At 71.1% G+C, this 17149-nt stretch carries 17 protein-coding genes; 1 reads left to right on the top strand and 16 read right to left on the bottom strand.

Annotated features, from left to right (window positions below; translation table 11 throughout):
- Nucleotides 1-7 precede the first annotated feature (7 nt).
- Nucleotides 8-844 (bottom strand): WecB/TagA/CpsF family glycosyltransferase, encoded by an 837-nt coding sequence (locus tag AB0K21_RS16185; RefSeq protein ID WP_343978574.1) that lies wholly within the window; start codon nucleotides 842-844, stop codon nucleotides 8-10.
- 93 nt (nucleotides 845-937) lie between these two features.
- On the opposite strand from AB0K21_RS16185, the gene rfbC reads away from it, so the two are divergent.
- On the top strand, nucleotides 938-1486 hold the full coding sequence (rfbC, locus tag AB0K21_RS16180; RefSeq protein ID WP_343978577.1) for a dTDP-4-dehydrorhamnose 3,5-epimerase: 549 nt from the start codon (nucleotides 938-940) through the stop codon (nucleotides 1484-1486).
- On the opposite strand, the gene AB0K21_RS16175 is transcribed toward rfbC, so the two are convergent.
- The 15 genes from AB0K21_RS16175 to AB0K21_RS16105 all read right to left on the bottom strand — a co-directional run bounded on the left by AB0K21_RS16175 (nucleotide 1425) and on the right by AB0K21_RS16105 (nucleotide 17099).
- On the bottom strand, nucleotides 1425-2831 hold the full coding sequence (locus AB0K21_RS16175; protein WP_364150561.1) for an O-antigen ligase family protein: 1407 nt from the start codon (nucleotides 2829-2831) through the stop codon (nucleotides 1425-1427). The two genes, rfbC and AB0K21_RS16175, sit on opposite strands and share 62 nt — an antisense overlap.
- The gene (locus AB0K21_RS16170; RefSeq protein ID WP_364150558.1) at nucleotides 2828-3541 is read right to left on the bottom strand and encodes a hypothetical protein; all 714 of its coding nucleotides are present in this window, start codon (nucleotides 3539-3541) and stop codon (nucleotides 2828-2830) included. The genes AB0K21_RS16175 and AB0K21_RS16170 overlap by 4 nt, the downstream gene beginning before the upstream one ends.
- A 98-nt stretch (nucleotides 3542-3639) precedes the next feature.
- Complete coding sequence (locus AB0K21_RS16165; RefSeq protein ID WP_343978586.1) at nucleotides 3640-4449, bottom strand: hypothetical protein; 810 nt, start codon at nucleotides 4447-4449, stop codon at nucleotides 3640-3642.
- A 115-nt stretch (nucleotides 4450-4564) separates the two neighbouring features.
- A complete protein-coding gene (locus AB0K21_RS16160; RefSeq protein WP_343978589.1) occupies nucleotides 4565-5461 on the bottom strand; it encodes a hypothetical protein in 897 nt (298 codons plus the stop codon).
- Between the two features lie 19 nt (nucleotides 5462-5480).
- Nucleotides 5481-6392, bottom strand: coding sequence for a glycosyltransferase family 2 protein (locus tag AB0K21_RS16155; RefSeq protein ID WP_343978592.1), 912 nt, complete (start codon nucleotides 6390-6392; stop codon nucleotides 5481-5483).
- A 28-nt stretch (nucleotides 6393-6420) separates the two neighbouring features.
- Entirely contained in the window at nucleotides 6421-7926 is a 1506-nt protein-coding gene (locus AB0K21_RS16150; RefSeq protein ID WP_364150553.1) for a lipopolysaccharide biosynthesis protein, read from the bottom strand.
- Nucleotides 7927-7960: 34 nt separating this feature from the next.
- Entirely contained in the window at nucleotides 7961-8983 is a 1023-nt protein-coding gene (locus AB0K21_RS16145; protein WP_343978598.1) for a hypothetical protein, read from the bottom strand.
- A complete protein-coding gene (locus tag AB0K21_RS16140; RefSeq protein ID WP_343978601.1) occupies nucleotides 8980-10269 on the bottom strand; it encodes a DUF4910 domain-containing protein in 1290 nt (429 codons plus the stop codon). The genes AB0K21_RS16145 and AB0K21_RS16140 overlap by 4 nt, the downstream gene beginning before the upstream one ends.
- Nucleotides 10259-11308, bottom strand: coding sequence for an SDR family oxidoreductase (locus tag AB0K21_RS16135; RefSeq protein WP_364150548.1), 1050 nt, complete (start codon nucleotides 11306-11308; stop codon nucleotides 10259-10261). The genes AB0K21_RS16140 and AB0K21_RS16135 overlap by 11 nt, the downstream gene beginning before the upstream one ends.
- A 5-nt stretch (nucleotides 11309-11313) precedes the next feature.
- Nucleotides 11314-11964: a PIG-L deacetylase family protein gene (locus tag AB0K21_RS16130; RefSeq protein ID WP_343978607.1), complete on the bottom strand. Its 651-nt coding sequence runs from the start codon at nucleotides 11962-11964 to the stop codon at nucleotides 11314-11316.
- The gene (locus AB0K21_RS16125; protein WP_343978610.1) at nucleotides 11961-12758 is read right to left on the bottom strand and encodes a sugar phosphate nucleotidyltransferase; all 798 of its coding nucleotides are present in this window, start codon (nucleotides 12756-12758) and stop codon (nucleotides 11961-11963) included. The genes AB0K21_RS16130 and AB0K21_RS16125 overlap by 4 nt, the downstream gene beginning before the upstream one ends.
- Nucleotides 12755-13990 carry a class I SAM-dependent methyltransferase gene (locus tag AB0K21_RS16120; protein WP_343978613.1) on the bottom strand — a complete coding sequence of 412 codons (1236 nt, stop codon included), beginning with the start codon at nucleotides 13988-13990 and terminating at the stop codon, nucleotides 12755-12757. Before AB0K21_RS16120 ends, AB0K21_RS16125 begins: the two co-directional genes overlap by 4 nt.
- Nucleotides 13987-15054: a glucose-1-phosphate thymidylyltransferase gene (locus tag AB0K21_RS16115; protein ID WP_343978616.1), complete on the bottom strand. Its 1068-nt coding sequence runs from the start codon at nucleotides 15052-15054 to the stop codon at nucleotides 13987-13989. The genes AB0K21_RS16120 and AB0K21_RS16115 overlap by 4 nt, the downstream gene beginning before the upstream one ends.
- Nucleotides 15054-16508, bottom strand: a complete 1455-nt coding sequence (locus tag AB0K21_RS16110; protein ID WP_364150543.1) for a sugar transferase — start codon at nucleotides 16506-16508, stop codon at nucleotides 15054-15056. The genes AB0K21_RS16115 and AB0K21_RS16110 overlap by 1 nt, the downstream gene beginning before the upstream one ends.
- 240 nt (nucleotides 16509-16748) lie before the next feature.
- Complete coding sequence (locus AB0K21_RS16105; protein ID WP_364150540.1) at nucleotides 16749-17099, bottom strand: hypothetical protein; 351 nt, start codon at nucleotides 17097-17099, stop codon at nucleotides 16749-16751.
- Nucleotides 17100-17149 lie beyond the last annotated feature (50 nt).

The following is a 17149-nucleotide window of genomic DNA, read 5'->3' as shown; positions in this document are numbered from 1 at the left end:
GAGCCGTTCATCCGCGGTGCCTCGACGTCAGGCGGGTGCGCAGCGCGCCGGCGAGGAGGGCGACCGCGAACGGCGCGTCGTCCCGCAGGTAGCGGCGGGCCAGCCGGCGCGGTTCCAGGGCGAGCCGGTACAGCCACTCGGCGCCCACCCGCTGGACCGGCCCCGGGGCGCGGCGGAACCGCCCGGCCGCCATCGGGATGCCGGCTCCGCAGCCGAGGTACCAGGCGCCGGGCAGCTCGGCACGGAGGGCGGCGATGACCCTCTCCTGCCTGGGGAAGCCCAGTCCGGCGAGGACGAGGTCCGGTGCGGCGGCGACCACCCCGGCGACCACCTCACGCACCCCCTCCGGCGAGGAGTCGAACCCGAAGGGCGGCGAGCAGGTGCCCGCCACCCGCAGTCCGGGGCAGCGTCCGGCGAGGGCGCGGGCCGCGGCCTCCGGCACGCCCGGCTCCCCGCCGAGCAGGTAGACCGAGCGGTTCTCGCGGGCGGCGCGCCCGGCCAGGGAGTGCACGAGCGCGGCCCCGGTGACCCGGCAGGGCAGGGCCGGTCCGGCGAGCCCCGCGGCCCAGACCACCGGCATGCCGTCGGCGACCACGATCTCCGAGCGGGCGACCAGGTCGGCCAGGTCGGGATCGCGCGTGGCGGCGCGGACGATGTCGACGTTCGCGGTGACGATCGCGCCGCCGCGTCCCCGCCGCCATTCCGCCGCCACGTGGTCGAGCAGTTCGGCCTCGCTGACCGCCATGACCTCGACCGCGCCGACCCTGATACGCGTGAACCCCGCCCCGCCGACGCCCTTGGGCTTGGCCGAACCGTTCTGGCCCCGGGTCTCCTCCGGTGTCACCGGGCCCGCCCCGGAGTCCGGTGGCCCGTTCCGATCAACATCGTTTTCACCTTTGGGATGGCCGGAAGCCCGTGAAATTGGGAAAGTAGGGGTATGAGAGTCGAACGAGGCGAGATCGACGGTGTCCTGTTGTTCGTCCCGGCTCAGCACAGGGACGACCGCGGGCTGTTCACCCGTACCTTCGACGCCGCACTCGCCGCCGCCCACGGGCTGCGGCCCGCCGAGTTCGTCCAGGACAGCCAGTCGCGGTCCCGTCTGGGAACGGTCCGGGCGCTGCACGGCAGGGGCGGACGGGGGGAGGCCAAGCTCGTCAGGTGCGCCCGAGGCGCCGTGTACGACGTGCTCGTCGACGCCCGGCCGGGCTCGGCGACCTTCGGCCACCAGATGTCGGTGGTGCTCGACGATGAGATGTTCGTCCATCTCTATGTTCCTCCTGGCTTGTTGCACGGCTATCAGGCACTGACCGATCAGGCGGACGTCTGCTACCGGATCGACCGGGAGCACGACCCCGCCGAGGACCTCTCGGTCCGTTATGACGACCCCGATCTCGGCATCCAGTGGCCGATGCCGGTCACCGCGATCAGCGAGCGTGATCTGGCCGCGGGTTCCTGGGCGGACCTGCGCGCGCGGCTGGTCGACTGACCTCCTCACCGGGTTTCTCGACGGGTTTCTCGACGGCTTTCCCGGGCTGCCGGGTGCCGCGCAGCAGCGCGCCCGCGGCTCCGATGACCAGGAACGACAGGCCGGTCACGGTCGCGAACGAGCGCAGGTCGAACGTGGCCGCCCCGACCAGGGGGACGACCAGGCAGGCGGCCAGGGCGAGCCCCAGGTCCCGCACGGCGGGGTCGGCGCTGAGGCGGCGGACGCGCAGTGCCGCCCAGAGGCCGGTCAGGAAGATCCCGGAAAAGGCGACCAGGCCGATGATCCCGGTCTCCACCAGCGACAGGATGTACTGGTTGTCGAAGATCAGGTGCTTCGGCGCGTACCAGGTGCCCAGCCCCCTGCCGACCCAGGGGTGGTTCCCGATCTCGGTGACCGCCACCGCGTAGTCGTGGGTCCGGTACTGGATGCTCGAATCGCTGGACAGGCTGGTGAACAGCCCGAGGAACACGCTGAGCAGGCCGGGCACGGCCACCTTCATCACCACCAGGAACCCGGCGCCGCCCAGTGCCGCCCACAGCCGCCTGCGCGCGGGCCAGCCCGCGAGGAGCACCGCGCCGACGACGGCTATCCCGAGGACCGCCGACCGCGACACGGAGAACATCAGCCCGGCGCCGATCAGCGCGGAACAGATCCACCAGCGCAGGGAGGGCTCGCCCCGGTCGCGGGCGCCGAACGCGTAGTGCAGCGCGACAGGTGTGATCATCGCGCAGACGACCCCGAGCTCGATGGGGTGCCCCGTGGTACCCGCGACCCGGCGCAGGGTGTTCCGTTCGAGGATCGCGGGCAGTTCCGCGGTGAATCGGAAGCCGGGAAGGGCCAGATATTTGGTCAGGTCGAATTCGAGCACGAACTGGAGCGCCGCGATCACCCCGACGGCCGCGCCACAGACCACGAGGCACTTCAGCACGAAGTCGAGCCGCTCCCGGCCCCGGATGCCGTCGCACGCCCCGAGCCCGATGCCCACCGTCGCCACGACGAGGACGATGCCGTGGTCGGCCATGTTGAGCTCGTCGGGCGGCAGGTACCCGGCACCGGCGTACCCGTAGGTGACCAGCATCGCGACCGCGTACGCGAACAGCGCGGTGCGCACGGGGTTGGGGCCCTTGGCCGCGCCGAGCGTGGTGGTGAGGTGCGCGCAGAACCACCAGAGCGCGGCGAAGAGGCCGACCGCGTCGGCCGGGGTGAGCGAGAAGGGCACGCCGCGGAAGACCAGCCGCGCGGGAACCAGCATCAGGACCACGACGAACGCGGCGGCCAGGGTCGCCCCGTCGGCGCTGCGCAGACCGGGACGGTCAAGGGAGGCGGGGACCACGGGGGCTCTCAACGCCGCAGCAGGGAGGGCTCGGCGGGCAGCCCGGACGCCGGTGCCGGGGGCACCCGGCCCCTCCGTCTCCGGGCGTCGAGGAAGCTCTCCAGGGAGAACACCGCGGCGAGGCCGGCGAGCACTCCGAGAAGCAGGGCCGCGGCGGCCCCCCGGGTCTTCCCGGTGCGCTGGGGCTGCGGCTCCGTCGGCGGCACCATCTCGTTCATCGTGATGTAGGTCGCCGGGGGCGCGTTCAACTGCCGCTGGCGAACGGCCAGCTCGATCCTCGCCCGGTCCCTGACCCGCGTCACGATGTCCCGGGCCTCGGACGGTGACCTGCTCGTGCCCTCGATGTACACGAAGGGCCCGCCGTCCAGCGACTCCGGGTTGGTGCTGCCGTTGGTGACCGTGAAGGTGGTGTCGCCCTCGGGCCGCACGCCGAGCGACTCCACGGTCTCCGGCGCGCTGATCACCTGGACGAGGATCGAGGCGGACATGCTCAGGCCCCAGTCGAAGTTCAGCAGGGGGTTGGTCAGCCCGTTGGGGCGACCGGGATCGCTCGGCAGGCTTCCGCCGGTGGGCGGGATGGTCAGCACGAGCACCGCGTTCGAGACGTAGAGCGTCGGAATCGACGAGTAGACGCCCGCCGCGGCACCGATGGAGAGCAGGAACGCCGGCAGGGCGACGTACCAGCGCCGCAACACGATGAGCACTGTCCCCCAGAAGTCCACGCCTCTCCCTTCCTGGCCGGATGTAGGCCGCCTGACCGGAGAACCGCACGGTTCCCCGGCCGGTGACCAGGTCCTCTACCGCTTGCCTCGTCCGCTTCTCACACCGTCTGCTCCTCCCGCCCCTCGCACCCCTCGCCGCTCTCGGGCTCCTCCTCGCGCTCGCTCCGGTCACCCCGGTCGTCGCGGTCGTCGCGGTCCGCTCCGTCCGGGATCTCCACCGTGGCCGGGGGCGGCCCCTCCGGCCGTTCGCCGCCGGAGGAGTCCCGGAACACCCTGCGGCGCTCCACGGCGTACGCGGCGCCGAGGCCGAGGACGACGACGAGGAACGCCGTCCCGCCCATGGCCTTCCAGGTGCCGCTCCGGTCCATCACGGGATATGCGGGCGGCACCACCTCGACGAGCCCGATGAAGGTGGAGACGGGGGCGCCGAGCGTCTCCTGCCTGCGGACCAGCTCGGCCCGCAGGCGGGACTGGGTCCTGGCCATGACGGCACGGGAGAGCTCGGCGGAGTCGCTCCGCACCTCCACGTACACGAACGGGCCGTTCATGAGGATGCCCAGCATGCCGGGGTTGGTCCGCCCGTCGTTGATCGTCAGTTCGACGGGGCCGTCCTTCACGACGCCCAGCTCCGCCGCGACCGCCTCGGTGTTCATGGACAGGATGAGGATGCCCGCCGTGGTCCGGAGGCCGTCGCTGAACTGCAGCAGCGGGTTGCTCCGCCCCGGTGGCTTGTCCGGCTCCGTCGTCCCTCCCGCGGGGGGTGTGGTCAGCACCATGGAGGTGCTCGCCAGGTAACGCGGGGGCACCAGGAAGAAGACGGCCGCGGCGCCGAGCAGCGCCAGGCCGACCAGTGGAAGCCCGACCCGCTTCCTGCGGGCGAGGTCGAGCACGGTCCTCCAGAACTCCACTACGTCTTCCCCGCTCTCCCGAGCGCGCCGGACGCCCGGGACACGATGCGTATCGGTCGCGGCACACGAACTCCTTGTCACTACTGCGGTGTGTCGGTGGCCGGGAGGCCGCCGCTCACCCGACCCTGGCCAGTGCCTCCGCCTCGTACGCCAGCGCCAGTTCCTCCGGCATCGGGTCGAGGTCGGCGCAGCGCACGAAGTCGCGCAGGGTGGTGCCGGTGCACGCCGCGTCCACGTTGCGCGCGCCGCGACGGGCACGCACGTCGTCGATGTGCACGGTGCGGAAGTCGATGCTGAAGCGGGTCCTGCCCGAGGTGTTGGGCACCGTGGAGTGCAGCTGGGCGCCGGAGAACACCATGACGCCCCCCGGTTCGGGCACCACCCGCACCTGCGGGTCGAGCACGACGTTCTCCTCCGGCCTGGGCTGCTCCCTGGTGTCGCCGCGCACGTGCCGGGCGGCGGTGAGCCGGCTCGTCCTGTTCCACTCGGCGTAGTCGTAGCGCGCGCTGCCGTTGCGCACCGGGTTGCCGAAGTACTGGGGATGGAAGGCCATCACGTTCTCCGGGACCACCTCGTAGACGGGGATCCACCAGTTGAGCTGGTTGAAGGGGGCCGAGTACCAGCAGTCCCGATGGGGGTGGAAGGCGTAGGAGATCCCGGAGGTGAGGTAGTCGTGGGAGGTGGAGGTGCGCAGCCGGGGCACGTCGAAGTAGGTCCGGTCCAGGTCGCAGCCCAGCTCCTCGAGAACCGCGGGCAGCAGTTCCTTGCACCGGGGGTGGTGGATGAACCGCGGCTTGAGCCGGGCCAGCAGGTCGGCGAACTCCTCGACCGGCATGTCGAACTGTGCGGTCTCCGGGTCGCGCCCGCCGAACGCCTCGGCGGTCATCTCCCGCGCGAAGGCCGCCAGCAGGGTGGAGGCGGGCGTCGCCGAGTAGACGAAGACCTGTCCCCGGTAGAGCAGTTCTCTGCGGGTGTCGTCGTCCACCACGCTGTTGGAGAAGACGGTGGTCATTTAAATTCCTTTCTGCGGGTCACCGGAGCGGGTCGCCGGAGCGGATGCCGGGGACCAGTCCCGAGGCGATCAGGGCGAGCCTGCGGCCCCGGCGGGCCGCGGTGAGCCGCTGGCGGCGCACGTACATGCCGAGGACCGCCGCGCGGGCGCGACGGTGCTGCTCGCCGGTGAGGCCGGCCCCCCGCAGCCAGCCCAGCAGCTCCCCGCACTGCAGGAGGGTGGAGCAGCGGGCCTTCCAGGGCGGCACGTCGAGGCGGCGGGCGATCGCGGACAGGGTGTCGTGTTTCCAGTTGCGGTGGGCGAGGACCTCGGGAACGTGCCCCCACGGTCCGGCCAGCGCCAGCTTCGCCGCGAACACCTCGTCCTCGCGGAGCATGTTCCGCCGGGGGATTCGCGCCAGCGGCTCGCGCCGCAACAGGCCGTACAGCGGGTCGATGAGCAGGTGGCTCTCGTTGAGCAGCCGCAGCATCCCGGTGAACCGCTCGACCGGGTCGTCCGAGGCCAGCTCCGAGCCCTCCAGGGGTGCGGTCGCGACCGTCCCGTCGGGCCCGGTGTAGGCGACCTGCGTGGTGACCAGGACGAGCCGGTCGTCCTCGGCGAAGGCCCTCAGGGAACGGGAGACGCAGGCGGGCTCCAGCCGGTCGTCGTCGCCGACCCAGCGGAAGAACTCGCCCTCGACCAGCTCGACGGTACGGACGAAGTTGTCGAACAGGCCCACGTTCTCCGGATGCCTGCGGTAGACGATCCGGCCGTCGGTCGCGGCCAGGTCGCGGCAGATCTCCTCGGTGCCGTCCGTGGACGCGTTGTCGGAGATCACCAGTTGGAGGCGTTCGTGGTCCTGGCCGAGGACCGAGCGGACCGCGCCCTCGATCCGCCCGGCGCCGTCGCGCACGGGAAGCACGATGGACACCAGCGTGTCGGAGTTCGGCATCCGGTCCTCTCTTTCTCTCGGTGGTGGTTCAGCGGGCACGGGCGGGAACGGCCCGCGCGCCGAGTTCTCTGAGCCGCGCCGCGGGTACGGCGAGCAGGACGTAGGCGAGCAGTCCCCCACCGCCGGCCACGCAGAGCCGGACGAGCGGGGGGCCGCCGGTCATCCCGGCGAGCGTCACGGTCACGGCCGCCGCGAGCACGGCGCCCAGCAGCGGGCGGACCAGGGCCGGAAGCACGGGTGCCAGGCGCACTCCCGCGCGGCTCAGCATCAGCACCGCCATCGGCAGGGCGACCAGGAGGCCGGCCAGCGCGTGACCGATCGCCGCGCCGCGGATGCCGTACCAGTGCGTGCCCGCCCACAGCGCGGGCACCAGCGCCACGGCCCAGCCGAGGTTCATCCACACGGTGGCCCTGGTCGCACCCGCCGAGGTGAGGATGTCGAAGGCGAGGGAGGTGAGCATCCGGACCACCAGCAGGACCGCGAGCAGCGCCAGGACCCCGGCGGCCGGTGCCCATTTCTCGCCGTAGAGGAACGCCACGATCTCCGGCGCCAGCGTGGCGGTCACGACGGCGACCGGGAGCACGAACGCGACCAGCAGCGGCACCGAGCGCTGCACCCCCAGTGAGAGCGACTCGGGCCGCTGCTCGGCCAGCCTGGAGAAGCTGGGCACCGTGACGTAGCGCAGGGCGGTCCCGATCACGCTGGGCACCCAGCTGGAGACGTTGAAGGCCAGCAGGTAGAAGCCGAGCGCGGCGGGGCCGAGCACGGCGCCGACGATGACGTAGTCGGCGTTCATCAGCACCGCCTCGATGCCGAGGCCCAGGGCCAGCGGCGCGCCGAACCGCAGCAGCCTGGCCGCGACCTCCCGGTCGAAACCGAGGCGGAACGGCAATCCCGCCCAGGCGAGCACCAGCGCGCCGGTGACCGCGTTGGCCGCGACCTGCCCGCAGGCGAAGCTGTAGGCCCCGGCGCCGTTCGCGGCGAGCGTGACGGCCACCGCCGCGTTGACCAGCGAGCCCGCGATGTTGGCCTTGGTCAGCCTGTCGTGCCCGAACCCGCGCATCAGCGAGCCGGCCCGCACCGCGGTGACACCGTCGATGAGGATGATCGCGGTGAGCAGCCGGACCACCGGGGTGGCCTCCGCGCTGCCCGCCAGCTCCGCGAAGTACGGGGCCACCACCCAGAAGATCCCGTATATCCCGGTGCTGAACGCCAGGGCCATGACCGTCGCCGTCGGCGCCATCTCCTCGACCCTGCCCCGCCACTGCACGGTGGCGGCGATGATGCCGACGTCGTTGACGTGCATGACGAAGGTGGTCGCGGCGAGCGCGATGGCGTAGAGGCCGAAGTCCTCCGGCACCAGCAGCCGGGCGAGCACCAGCCCCATGACGAAGGTCGTCAGCTTGGTCCCGAGGTTGCCCAGCAGGCTCCAGCGCAAGCCGCGGCCGGCCTTCCTGCCGATCGTCCCGACCTGCTCCCCGGTCACGTCGGTCGCCTCGTCCGCGCCGGCGTCCCCGCCCTGTCGCTGGTTCATCCGTGCCTTCCGCCTGTCTCGTGGGGTGATCGGCTCAGCTGGGCTCCTCGACGCGTTCGAGCCAGATCTCCCGCCAGAACGGCACGAACTCGCGCGGGCAGCTGACGTTGTACGCGCCCGCGCAGATGACGCCCTCCAGGACGATGCAGGGGTTCTTCATCTGCAGCATCCGGCCGGTCTTCTCGTCCAGGCACCGCTCGACGCGGGCGCTCACCCGCGCGACGTGCCCGCAGTAGCGCGACATCTCCTCCTCGAACCCCATGCCGCGGTTGAGCAGGTCGTCGTTGAGCGTCTGGAGGATCTCCTCCTTGGACCTGACCCGGACCAGCTCCCCCGGACGCAGGTCCAGGGTCCGCGTCGGAGTGGTGGGCCCGGCCTTGCCCCTGACGAACCCCCAGCGCAGCCCGCCCCTGATCCACAGCCATCTGGGCAGGAGGCGCCTGCTGGCCTGCTGGAAGCGGTTGAACAGCCCGACGAGGAACGAGCGCAGCATCCACAGCACGCCCACGTTCCCCGTCCGCACGTCGGCGACGTACTGCCCGACGTCCTTGAACGGCAGGCAGGTGGGCGCGGCGCGGAGCAGCTCGGTCGCCTGGCAGGAGAAGCGCTCCTCCCCGCCCGGTCCCGGCTCCTTCCTGGTCGCGGCCTGCAGGATCGGCAGCAGGGGCCGGCCCGCGGCGAGGTCGTGCTCGGTGACCGGGGTGCGGGGGGAGTCCGGATCCACCCGCTTGAGCCAGGACTCCTTCCAGTAGAACTGGCAGGCCGTCTGGCAGCCGCCGTGCGCCTGCCCGTCGCAGCGGGCCCCGGTCAGGTGGACCGCCCGCTCCATCCGCCGCATGCCGCTGCTGCCGATCGTGTCGCAGAGCTTGTGCGCCACCTTGTGCACGGTGAGCCGCCGCCCGCAGAAGGCCAGCATCTCCGGCATGAAGGGCAGCGCGTCCAGCTCTCCCCGCTCGTCCAGGGTGGCCATGATCTCGGCCTCGCCGAGCACCTCCACCGTCTCGCCGACCCGGAGGTTGAGCGCTCCAGGACCCGTGCCGGCCCGTTGCAGTGTCATTTCCCGCACTCCTTGAGCAGTCCCGCGCCGCACAGCGCCCGTGCCGCGTCGGCCACCGCGGCGAAGGGCAGATCGGATCGTTCCGCGACGTCCAGGAGGCTGTGCTCCCCGTCGGAGAGGTTCAGCACCCACAACATCGCCATCTGGGCCTGCTGCGTGTCGCTGCGCCCGCCCAGTGCCCCGTACAGGCCGCGCCTGCCCAGCTGCGGCTCTCCGTGGGGGCTGAGGTTGAGGTAGGAGCGGTTGTCGTCAAGCACCCGGGTCACCTCCCAGCAGGTCCGCAGGGTGTCGGCCATCGCCTCCGGGGAGACGAAGTCCGGATTGTCGGCGGAGGTGTGATATTCCGGGTAGCCCGCGTAGGGGGTCCTGGTGAGCGAGCCGACGGGCAGGTCGAAGCCCGGCGAGCAGAACTGCCGCTCGTCGTAGCCGTAGGGGGAGAAGTCGACGACCGCGTGGTCACGCCCCGAGGTCCGCAGGACGTGCCGCACGGCGCGGTCGATCTCGGCGTCTCCCCGCCTGCTGCGCTTGTAGGTCAGCGGGCCGCGATCCCCCGCGCAGGCCAGCACCAGGCCGTGCCTGATCCGCCCGGCACGTTCCCGGTTGCGCGCCAGCCAGGTGATCGCGCCGATGGTGCCGGGAGCGAACAGGAAGCGGTAGGTGTACCACGGGTCGGCCTCGGCCAGCCGCCGCGCGAGCCCGACCGCCACCGCGATGCCCGCCAGGTTGTCGTTGGCCAGCGACGGATGGCACACGTGGCAGGAGACGAGCACCTCCTCGTCGACCCTGCCCGGCACCACGTGCTCGCCGTAGGTCAGGTGACCGTCGGCGAGCGTGGAGTCGATCATGACCTCGTACCGCCCGTCGGCCAGGCCCGCGAGGGTGTCGTGGGCCAGGCAGAAGCCCCACGTCTCCGCGTAGTAGCCGGTCCGGTACGGGATCAGCCCCGGCTGCTCGGGCAGCGTGTGCAGGTGGGGCCGGAGCTCGTCCAAGGTCATGGTGGCCGACACCGGGACGCTGTAGCCGACCACGTGCAGGTTCGACGCGGCGAAGTCGACGACCCTGGCACCGGAGGCGTCCTTGACGTAGGCGTCACGGATGTTCCACTCCCTGGGCACCGTCCAGTCCAGGACCTGGGTCCCGGTCGGCACCTCGTGGACCCGCAGGCCGATGGACTCCGCGACGATCTCCAGGGTGCGGCGCACGCCGTCGCCGGTGATGCTCCGGCAGAGCGGGTAGAGCCGCTCCACCAGGGCGTGCATCCCGCGCCCCTCGCCGTCATCGGTCACCGTCCACCGCCCCCGCCACCTCGCGCGGGCGCAGCGCGCCGTCGACGGTGCCCGCCTCGCGGCGGGCGGACAGCCAGGCCAGCCTGGTGAAACGGCGCTGGAAGTCGTCCGCCGTCAGGCCGAACCGCCGGTACGCCTCGACCAGCTGGAGCGCGCCCGCCTTGATCGTCCACAGCGCCTGGTAGCCGGGGAGCGCGTCGCGGACACGGGAGAAGTCGACCCGGTAGGAGCGCGGATCGGCCCCGGTCTCCCCGGTGATCACGACCCGGGCCTCCGGCACCGCCTCGGCGACCTCGGCGGCGATCTGGGCCACCGTCAGGTTGTTCTCCTCGGTGCCGACGTTGAACGCCCTGGCGTGGACGGCGTCGCGCGGGGCGGCCAGCGCCATGGCGAAGGCGTTCGCGATGTCGGCGGCGTGCACCAGCGGGCGCCACGGAGTGCCGTCGGACAGCACCCTGACCTCCCCGGACAGCAGCGCGTGCCCGGCGAGGTTGTTCAGCACGATGTCCGCGCGCAACCTGGGCGAGAACCCGAAGGCGGTGGCGTTGCGCAGGAACACCGGGCTGAAGTCCCGGTCGGCCAGCTCGAACAGGTCGCTCTCGACCCTGACCTTGGAGTCCGCGTAGGGGGTCACCGGGCGCAGCGGCGCGTCCTCGTCGACCAGGTCATCGCCTGAGGCGCCGTAGACCGAGCAGGTGGAGGCGTACAGGAACCGGCGCACGCCCGCGTCCCGGGCCAGCCTCGCCAGGCGCACCGCGGCGCGGTGGTTGATGTCGTAGGTCAGCTCGGGCGCCAGCGCGCCCAGCGGGTCGTTGGAGAGCGCGGCGAGGTGCACCACCGCGTCCACCCCCGCCAGCAGACCGGGGGTGACGTCCCGCAGGTCGACCGCGTGTCCCGGCGGGTCGCCGGGCGCGGGACCCAGCAGACATCCGGCGAAGAGCCCGGAGTCGAGCCCGGTCACCTCGTGGCCCGCGGCGACGAGCACCGGGGCCATCACACTCCCCAGGTAGCCCTGGTGCCCGGTCAGCAGCACGCGCATCCGGTTCAACCTCCAGACAGGTCAAGGGTCAGCTTGTTGACGTGGAACGCCTCGGCGTAGCGGGCGTGGCATTCGATCCCGCGGACGCGGGCCAGCCCGAGGAACGCCTCGCGGTCGTACCAGGGGCGGTGGCGCTGCGAGGGGTAGTGGCGCTGGAGCAGGCTCACCTTCGCCTCGGCCACCTCGGGCGCGAGCGGCTGGTAGACCGAGGGGCGCCCGAGGTCGCCGTCCCATTTGGCGATCTCGTAGCCGAGCACCTGGTGGTCGCGGAAGGCTGTGGGCACCAGCTCGGCCAGCGTCCGGTGGTCCTGGTGGGCGTCGGCGGGGTGCGGCGCGAACAGCAGCTCGGGGTCGGTGCGCGCGCGCAGCTCCTCCACCGCCGCCTTGGCCTCCTCCCAGCGCGCGGGCAGCCGCCCGTCGGGCAGTTCGAGCACGGTGAGCCGCAGGTCGGCGCCCGGGCAGAAGGCGGTCAGCGCCGCGTGCTCCTCGTCCTGGCGCTCGGTCCCGCCGCCGGAGAGCACCAGGGCGTCCACCCGGATGCCGGGACGCGCGGCGCAGAGGGTCAGCAGGCTGCCGCCCGCCCCGATGGCGAGGTCGTCGCAGTGCGCGGCGAGCAGCGCGATCCGGCCCGCCCGGGCCGGTCTGAAGCGGATCACGTGGTCGGCACCGCCAGGTGCTCGCGCTCCCAGAGCGCCCAGGGCCGGTCACCGCGCGAGTACGCCTCGTCGAGGGCGACCCGCTCCTTGACCGTGTCCGTCGGCCGCCAGTAGCCGCGGTGCGGGTAGGCCAGCAGCCTGCCGCGCTTGGCCAGCTCGGCACAGCCGTCCGCGACCAGGTCACCACCGGCCGGGATGTGGTCGAAGATCTCCTGGCGGAGCACGAAGTATCCGCCGTTGACCCAGAGCGGCATCTCGCTGACCGGGGTGATCCCGCCGACCGTGCCGCGCTCACCCAGCTCGATGCAGTGGAAGGTGTCCGAGGGCGGCACCACCATCATCGACGCGCCCGCGCCCGAGAGGGTGAAGCGCTCGACGATCTCCGGCAGCGGCGCGTCGGTGAGCACGTCCGCGTAGTTGGCCAGGAACATCTCCTCGCCGTCCAGGTGGTCGCGGACCCGGCGCAGCCGCTCACCGATCGGGGAGGTGATCCCGGTCTGCACGAACGAGATCGACCAGTCGGAGATGTCGGTGGACAGCAACTCGACCCTGCCGCCGCGCAGCACGAAGTCGTTGGAGGTCGTCTCCTGGTAGTTCAGGAAGAAGTCCTTGATGTGGTGCGCGCCGTAGCCGAGGCAGAGGATGAACTCGGTGTGCCCGAAGTGCGCGTAGTAGCGCATCACATGCCAGATGAGCGGCCGAGGCCCCACGAGCTGCATGGGCTTGGGCACGTCGCCGGGGGTGCCGGTGCGCATCCTGGTGCCGTATCCGCCGCAGAAGAGGACGACCTTCACGGGTTCACCTCGACGATCTCCAGGTTGGGGATGGGGAAGACCAGCCGGCCTCCCCAGGCGTGTACGAAGGACAGCTGCTCGACGAGTTCCTCACGGAGGTTCCACGGCAGGACCAGCACGTAGTCGGGCCGCTCCTCGGCGAGCCGCTCGGGCGGCAGGATCGGTACGCGGGTGCCGGGGGTGAACCTGCCGTGCTTGTACGGATTGCGGTCGACGGTGAAGGGAAGCAGGTCGGGCCGGATCCCGCAGTGGTTGAGCAGGGTGTTGCCCTTGCCGGGCGCCCCGTAGCCGGCGACGGTCCGGCCCTGGCGGGCGGCGTCGAGGAGGAAGGTCAGCAGGTCCCTGCGCACCCGCGCCACCCGCTCGCCGAACTCGGTGTACCCCGACAGCTCGTGCAGACCCGCGGCCTTCTCCGCGGCGAGCAGCGCGGCCACCCGCTCGCCCGGCTCGCCCGCGATCTCCGCCGGCCGGGCCCACAGGCGGATCGAGCCGCCGTGCGTGGGCAGCGACTCGACGTCCACCAGGCGGAGGCCGCCGCTCGCCAGGGCGCTCCGCGCGGAGGCGACCGTGTAGTACTGGAAGTGCTCGTGATAGATCGTGTCGTACTGGTTGTGCTCCATCAGGGTGAGCAGGTGCTGGACCTCGATGGAGACCCAGCCGTCGTCGGCCACCAGGGCGCGCAGTCCCCGGGTGAACCCGATGACGTCCGGGATGTGGGCGTAGACGTTGTTGGCCACCACCAGGTCGGCCGGCCCGTGCTCCGCGCGCACCGAGGCGCCGGTCCGCTCGTCGAGGAAGGCCGTGTGCGTCGGCACCCCGGCGTCCCTGGCCGCCCGGCCGACGTTCTCGGAAGGCTCGACGCCCAGGCACCGGATGCCCCGCTCGACGACGTGCCGCAGCAGGTACCCGTCGTTGCTGGCCACCTCGACCACGAACGAGTCACCTCCCAGCCCGAGCCGGTCGACCGCCCCGCTCACGAACTCCCGCGCGTGCTCCACCCACGACGTCGAGTACGAGGAGAAGTAGGCGTACTCGGTGAAGGTCTCCTCGGGTGTGATCATCGGCGGGATCTGCGCCAGCCAGCAGCCGGTGCAGACCCGCAGGTGCAGCGGGTAGGTGACCTCCGGCTCCGCCAGCTGCCGTTCGGTGAGGAATCGTTCGCAGGGCGGGGTCGCCCCGAGGTCGACGACGCTGGCGAGGCTCGTCGAGCCGCACAACCTGCAGGTTGTCATGAGCTGATCTGCACCTTGCTGTGATCGCCCAGCACGAGGCGGTGGGCTCTGGGGGTGTTGGGGGCGGGGGTGACCTCGACGTCGTGGCCGATGAGGGACGCCTCGATCCGCGAGACTCCGGCGATCGAGGACCTGGGCAGGACGATCGAGTACTCGATCTCGCTGCCGCTGATCGCGCAGCCTGCCGCGATCGAGGTGAAGGGGCCGATGTAGCTGTCGCGGATCCGGGCTCCGGAGCCGATGATCGCCGGCCCGACGATGCGGGACCTCTCGATCTCGGCGCCGGCCTCGACGACCACCCGGCCGATCAGCTGGCTGGCGCCGTCGACCAGGCCGTCCACCCGGGGCTCCAGGGACTCCAGCACCAGCCGGTTGACCTCCAGCATGTCCGTGACGTTCCCGGTGTCCTTCCAGTAGCCGGAGATGACCGTGGAGGCGACCGGCCGGCCGTCGGCGATCAGCCAGTGGATGGCGTCGGTGATCTCCAGTTCGCCCCGCCCGGAGGGTTTGAGCTCGGCCACCGCCTCGTGGATCGCGGCGCTGAACAGGTAGACGCCGACCAGCGCGAGGTCGCTCTTGGGCACCGGCGGCTTCTCCTCAAGCCCGATCACCCGGCCCGCCTCGTCGAGCTCGGCGACCCCGAACTGCCGGGGGTCGCCGACCCTGGTGAGCATGATGTGGGCGGCGGGCCGCTCGCGGGCGAAACCCTCGACGACCCCGTTGATGCCGCCGACGATGAAGTTGTCGCCGAGGTACATGACGAAGTCGTCGTCACCGAGGTAGTCGCGGGCGATGAGCACCGCGTGGGCCAGGCCCAGCGGCGCCCGCTGGCGGATGTAGGTCACCTCCAGGCCGAGCTCGCGGCCGTCGCCGACGGCCGCCTCGATCTCGGCGTGCGTGTCGCCCACCACGATCCCGATCTCGCGGATGCCCGCCGCGGCGATGGCCTCAAGGCCGTAGAAGAGCACGGGCTTGTTGGCGACCGGCACGAGCTGTTTGGCCGAGGTGTGGGTGATCGGCCGCAGCCGGGTGCCCGCCCCTCCGGCGAGCACGAGTGCTTTCACTAGTAGGCCCCTTCTCCGCCGACCACGGCGCTCCAGGTCTTCCAGAGGATCTGCAGGTCCAGGAAGAGCGACCAGTTCTCCACGTAGCGGAGGTCCAGCCGGACCGACTCCTCCCAGGTCAGATCCGAGCGCCCGCTGACCTGCCACAGGCCGGTCATGCCGGGGTGGACGACCAGGCGGCGGCGCACGTCGGCGCCGTACTGCCTGACCTCGTCGGGCAACGGCGGCCGTGGGCCGACGAGGGACATCTCCCCGCGCAGCACGTTGAGCAGCTGTGGCAGCTCGTCGATGGAGTACCGGCGCAGGAAGGCGCCCACCCGGGTGATCCTTGGATCGTTCCTAATTTTGAACAAGACACCGTCGAACTCGTTCTCGCACACCAAGTCGATCTTGAGTCGCTCCGCGTCGACGACCATCGTGCGGAACTTCACCACCTGGAACTCCACACCGCCCTTGCCCACCCTGACCTGACGGAAGAGCGCGGGTCCCGGACTCGTCGCGCGGATCAGCGCGGCGATCACCAGCATGGGCACACCCAGCGCCAGGAGGGCCAGCCCCGCCCCCAACCGGTCGAACAGGCTCTTCGCCAGCCTCCTGGCGCCGCGGAAGTCGGGGTGTTCGACATGCAGGAGCGGCATGCCCGCGACCGGGCTGATGCTGATGCGCGGGCCGGCCACGTCCATCAGCGCGGGTGCCACGAACAGGTCGGTACGGGCGTCCTCCAGGCCCCAGGCGAGCCTGCGCAGCGCCGCGCCGTCCAACTCCGGGCAGGCCAGTACGGCGACGGCGTCGGCGTTGACCTCGGCCACCACCGCGGCGACGTCGGAGAAGCCGCCGAGGACCGGGATTCCGTCGACCTCGACCATGTCGGGGCCCGCGGGCAGGCACGCGGCGACGACGAGCATGCCGTGGTGCGGCTGCCCGCGCAGCTGTATCACCAGGTCGAGCACCGACTCCCGGTGGCCGACGGCGACCACCTGGCGCATGTGGTCACCGCGGGCGCGCCTGCGGTGGAGCCGCTTGCGCATCCGGTGGCGGAAGACGGCGTTGAGGATGAAGGCCAGCGGGAACATCGCCATGACGAAGCTGCGGGCGATCGGCGTCTGGGTGACGTAGGCCCCGATCGCGACGGTGGCCGTCAGCCCCGCGGCGCCGTTGAAAACCGTCCGGAACTCATCCGTTCCCTCGCCGTAGGTGCGCTTGCGGTAGGCGCCCCCCGCGGCCAGGGCCAGCGGCCACACCAGGGCGAGCCCCAGTCCGAGCAGCGCCTCCGTCCCGGGGATGAAAGCACCAAACCAGATTCGGATTCCGAGAACGGCCCCGCAGGCGATTATCGAACACGCGACATCTCCGGCCAGGAGAATACGGACATAAGGGCGTGTCCAGATACTCGGAGAAGTGCGCGCTGGACTCTTAAGGAGCCCGATGACGAGCTCCTCAGTTCCCACTCTCATACCACCCCACCCAAGATGCCCCGACTCGTCCGGATAAGGTGCCACGCATCTCATTTCAATAGTTGACAGCATTCCCTAATGCATCAGGAGCGTGGATACCCATGGAAATCCTAGTGATCACCATTGGGTGGGGGAATACCGGCCACTGTCCACTATTGGCCGAAGTACAAGGAGATGACATCTTGACGGAGCGGATCAAACGTGTTCCTTTGACCGCTTATATTTGTCAATAATATGAAATTAGTCGTATTCAAAATCCGGAAGAGCAGAAGGTGGTTCCGGACTGCGCCATACGACGACGTAATCGTCGTGCGCGGCCTCCGCCGCCGCACCGAGCCGATCGAGATCGAAATCCGGGAGATACCGGAGACGGGCGAGGAAGGTCGCGTCGGTCGCCGACCTGGGCACCACGCACCCCTGGCCCTCTCGATCAAGAAGGATGTACAGGATGTCCGAGTCCGTATCGCCCACTACCCGCACCTCGACGACGTCCTCCCACGCGAGGGCGTCAACGCTGCCGTCCTCGTAGTGACGGGTCACGCCTTCTTCGGTGACATATACGTAGGAGTCCGGCACTGAGTTGCCGTGCATGGGCGCGATTGTGACCACTCCGGGGCTCCGCGTGCAATAGAGCCGTGCAA

The sequence above is a fragment of the Streptosporangium sp. NPDC049248 genome (assembly GCF_040678965.1).
Taxonomy (GTDB): Bacteria; Actinomycetota; Actinomycetes; order Streptosporangiales; family Streptosporangiaceae; genus Streptosporangium; species Streptosporangium fukuiense.
The sequence above is the reverse complement of the archived record's forward strand: the minus strand, read 5'-3'. Positions and strand labels throughout refer to the sequence as shown.

Excerpts from the sequence above, each read along its gene's own strand:
- rfbC (WP_343978577.1), top strand. The coding sequence starts at position 938 with ATGAGAGTCGAACGAGGCGAGATCGACGGTGTCCTGTTGTTCGTCCCG.
- AB0K21_RS16160 (WP_343978589.1), bottom strand. The coding sequence starts at position 5,461 with ATGACCACCGTCTTCTCCAACAGCGTGGTGGACGACGACACCCGCAGA.
- AB0K21_RS16155 (WP_343978592.1), bottom strand. The coding sequence starts at position 6,392 with ATGCCGAACTCCGACACGCTGGTGTCCATCGTGCTTCCCGTGCGCGAC.
- AB0K21_RS16150 (WP_364150553.1), bottom strand. The coding sequence starts at position 7,926 with ATGAACCAGCGACAGGGCGGGGACGCCGGCGCGGACGAGGCGACCGAC.
- AB0K21_RS16145 (WP_343978598.1), bottom strand. The coding sequence starts at position 8,983 with ATGACACTGCAACGGGCCGGCACGGGTCCTGGAGCGCTCAACCTCCGG.
- AB0K21_RS16135 (WP_364150548.1), bottom strand. The coding sequence starts at position 11,308 with ATGCGCGTGCTGCTGACCGGGCACCAGGGCTACCTGGGGAGTGTGATG.
- AB0K21_RS16120 (WP_343978613.1), bottom strand. The coding sequence starts at position 13,990 with ATGACAACCTGCAGGTTGTGCGGCTCGACGAGCCTCGCCAGCGTCGTC.
- AB0K21_RS16110 (WP_364150543.1), bottom strand. The coding sequence starts at position 16,508 with ATGAGAGTGGGAACTGAGGAGCTCGTCATCGGGCTCCTTAAGAGTCCA.
- AB0K21_RS16105 (WP_364150540.1), bottom strand. The coding sequence starts at position 17,099 with ATGCACGGCAACTCAGTGCCGGACTCCTACGTATATGTCACCGAAGAA.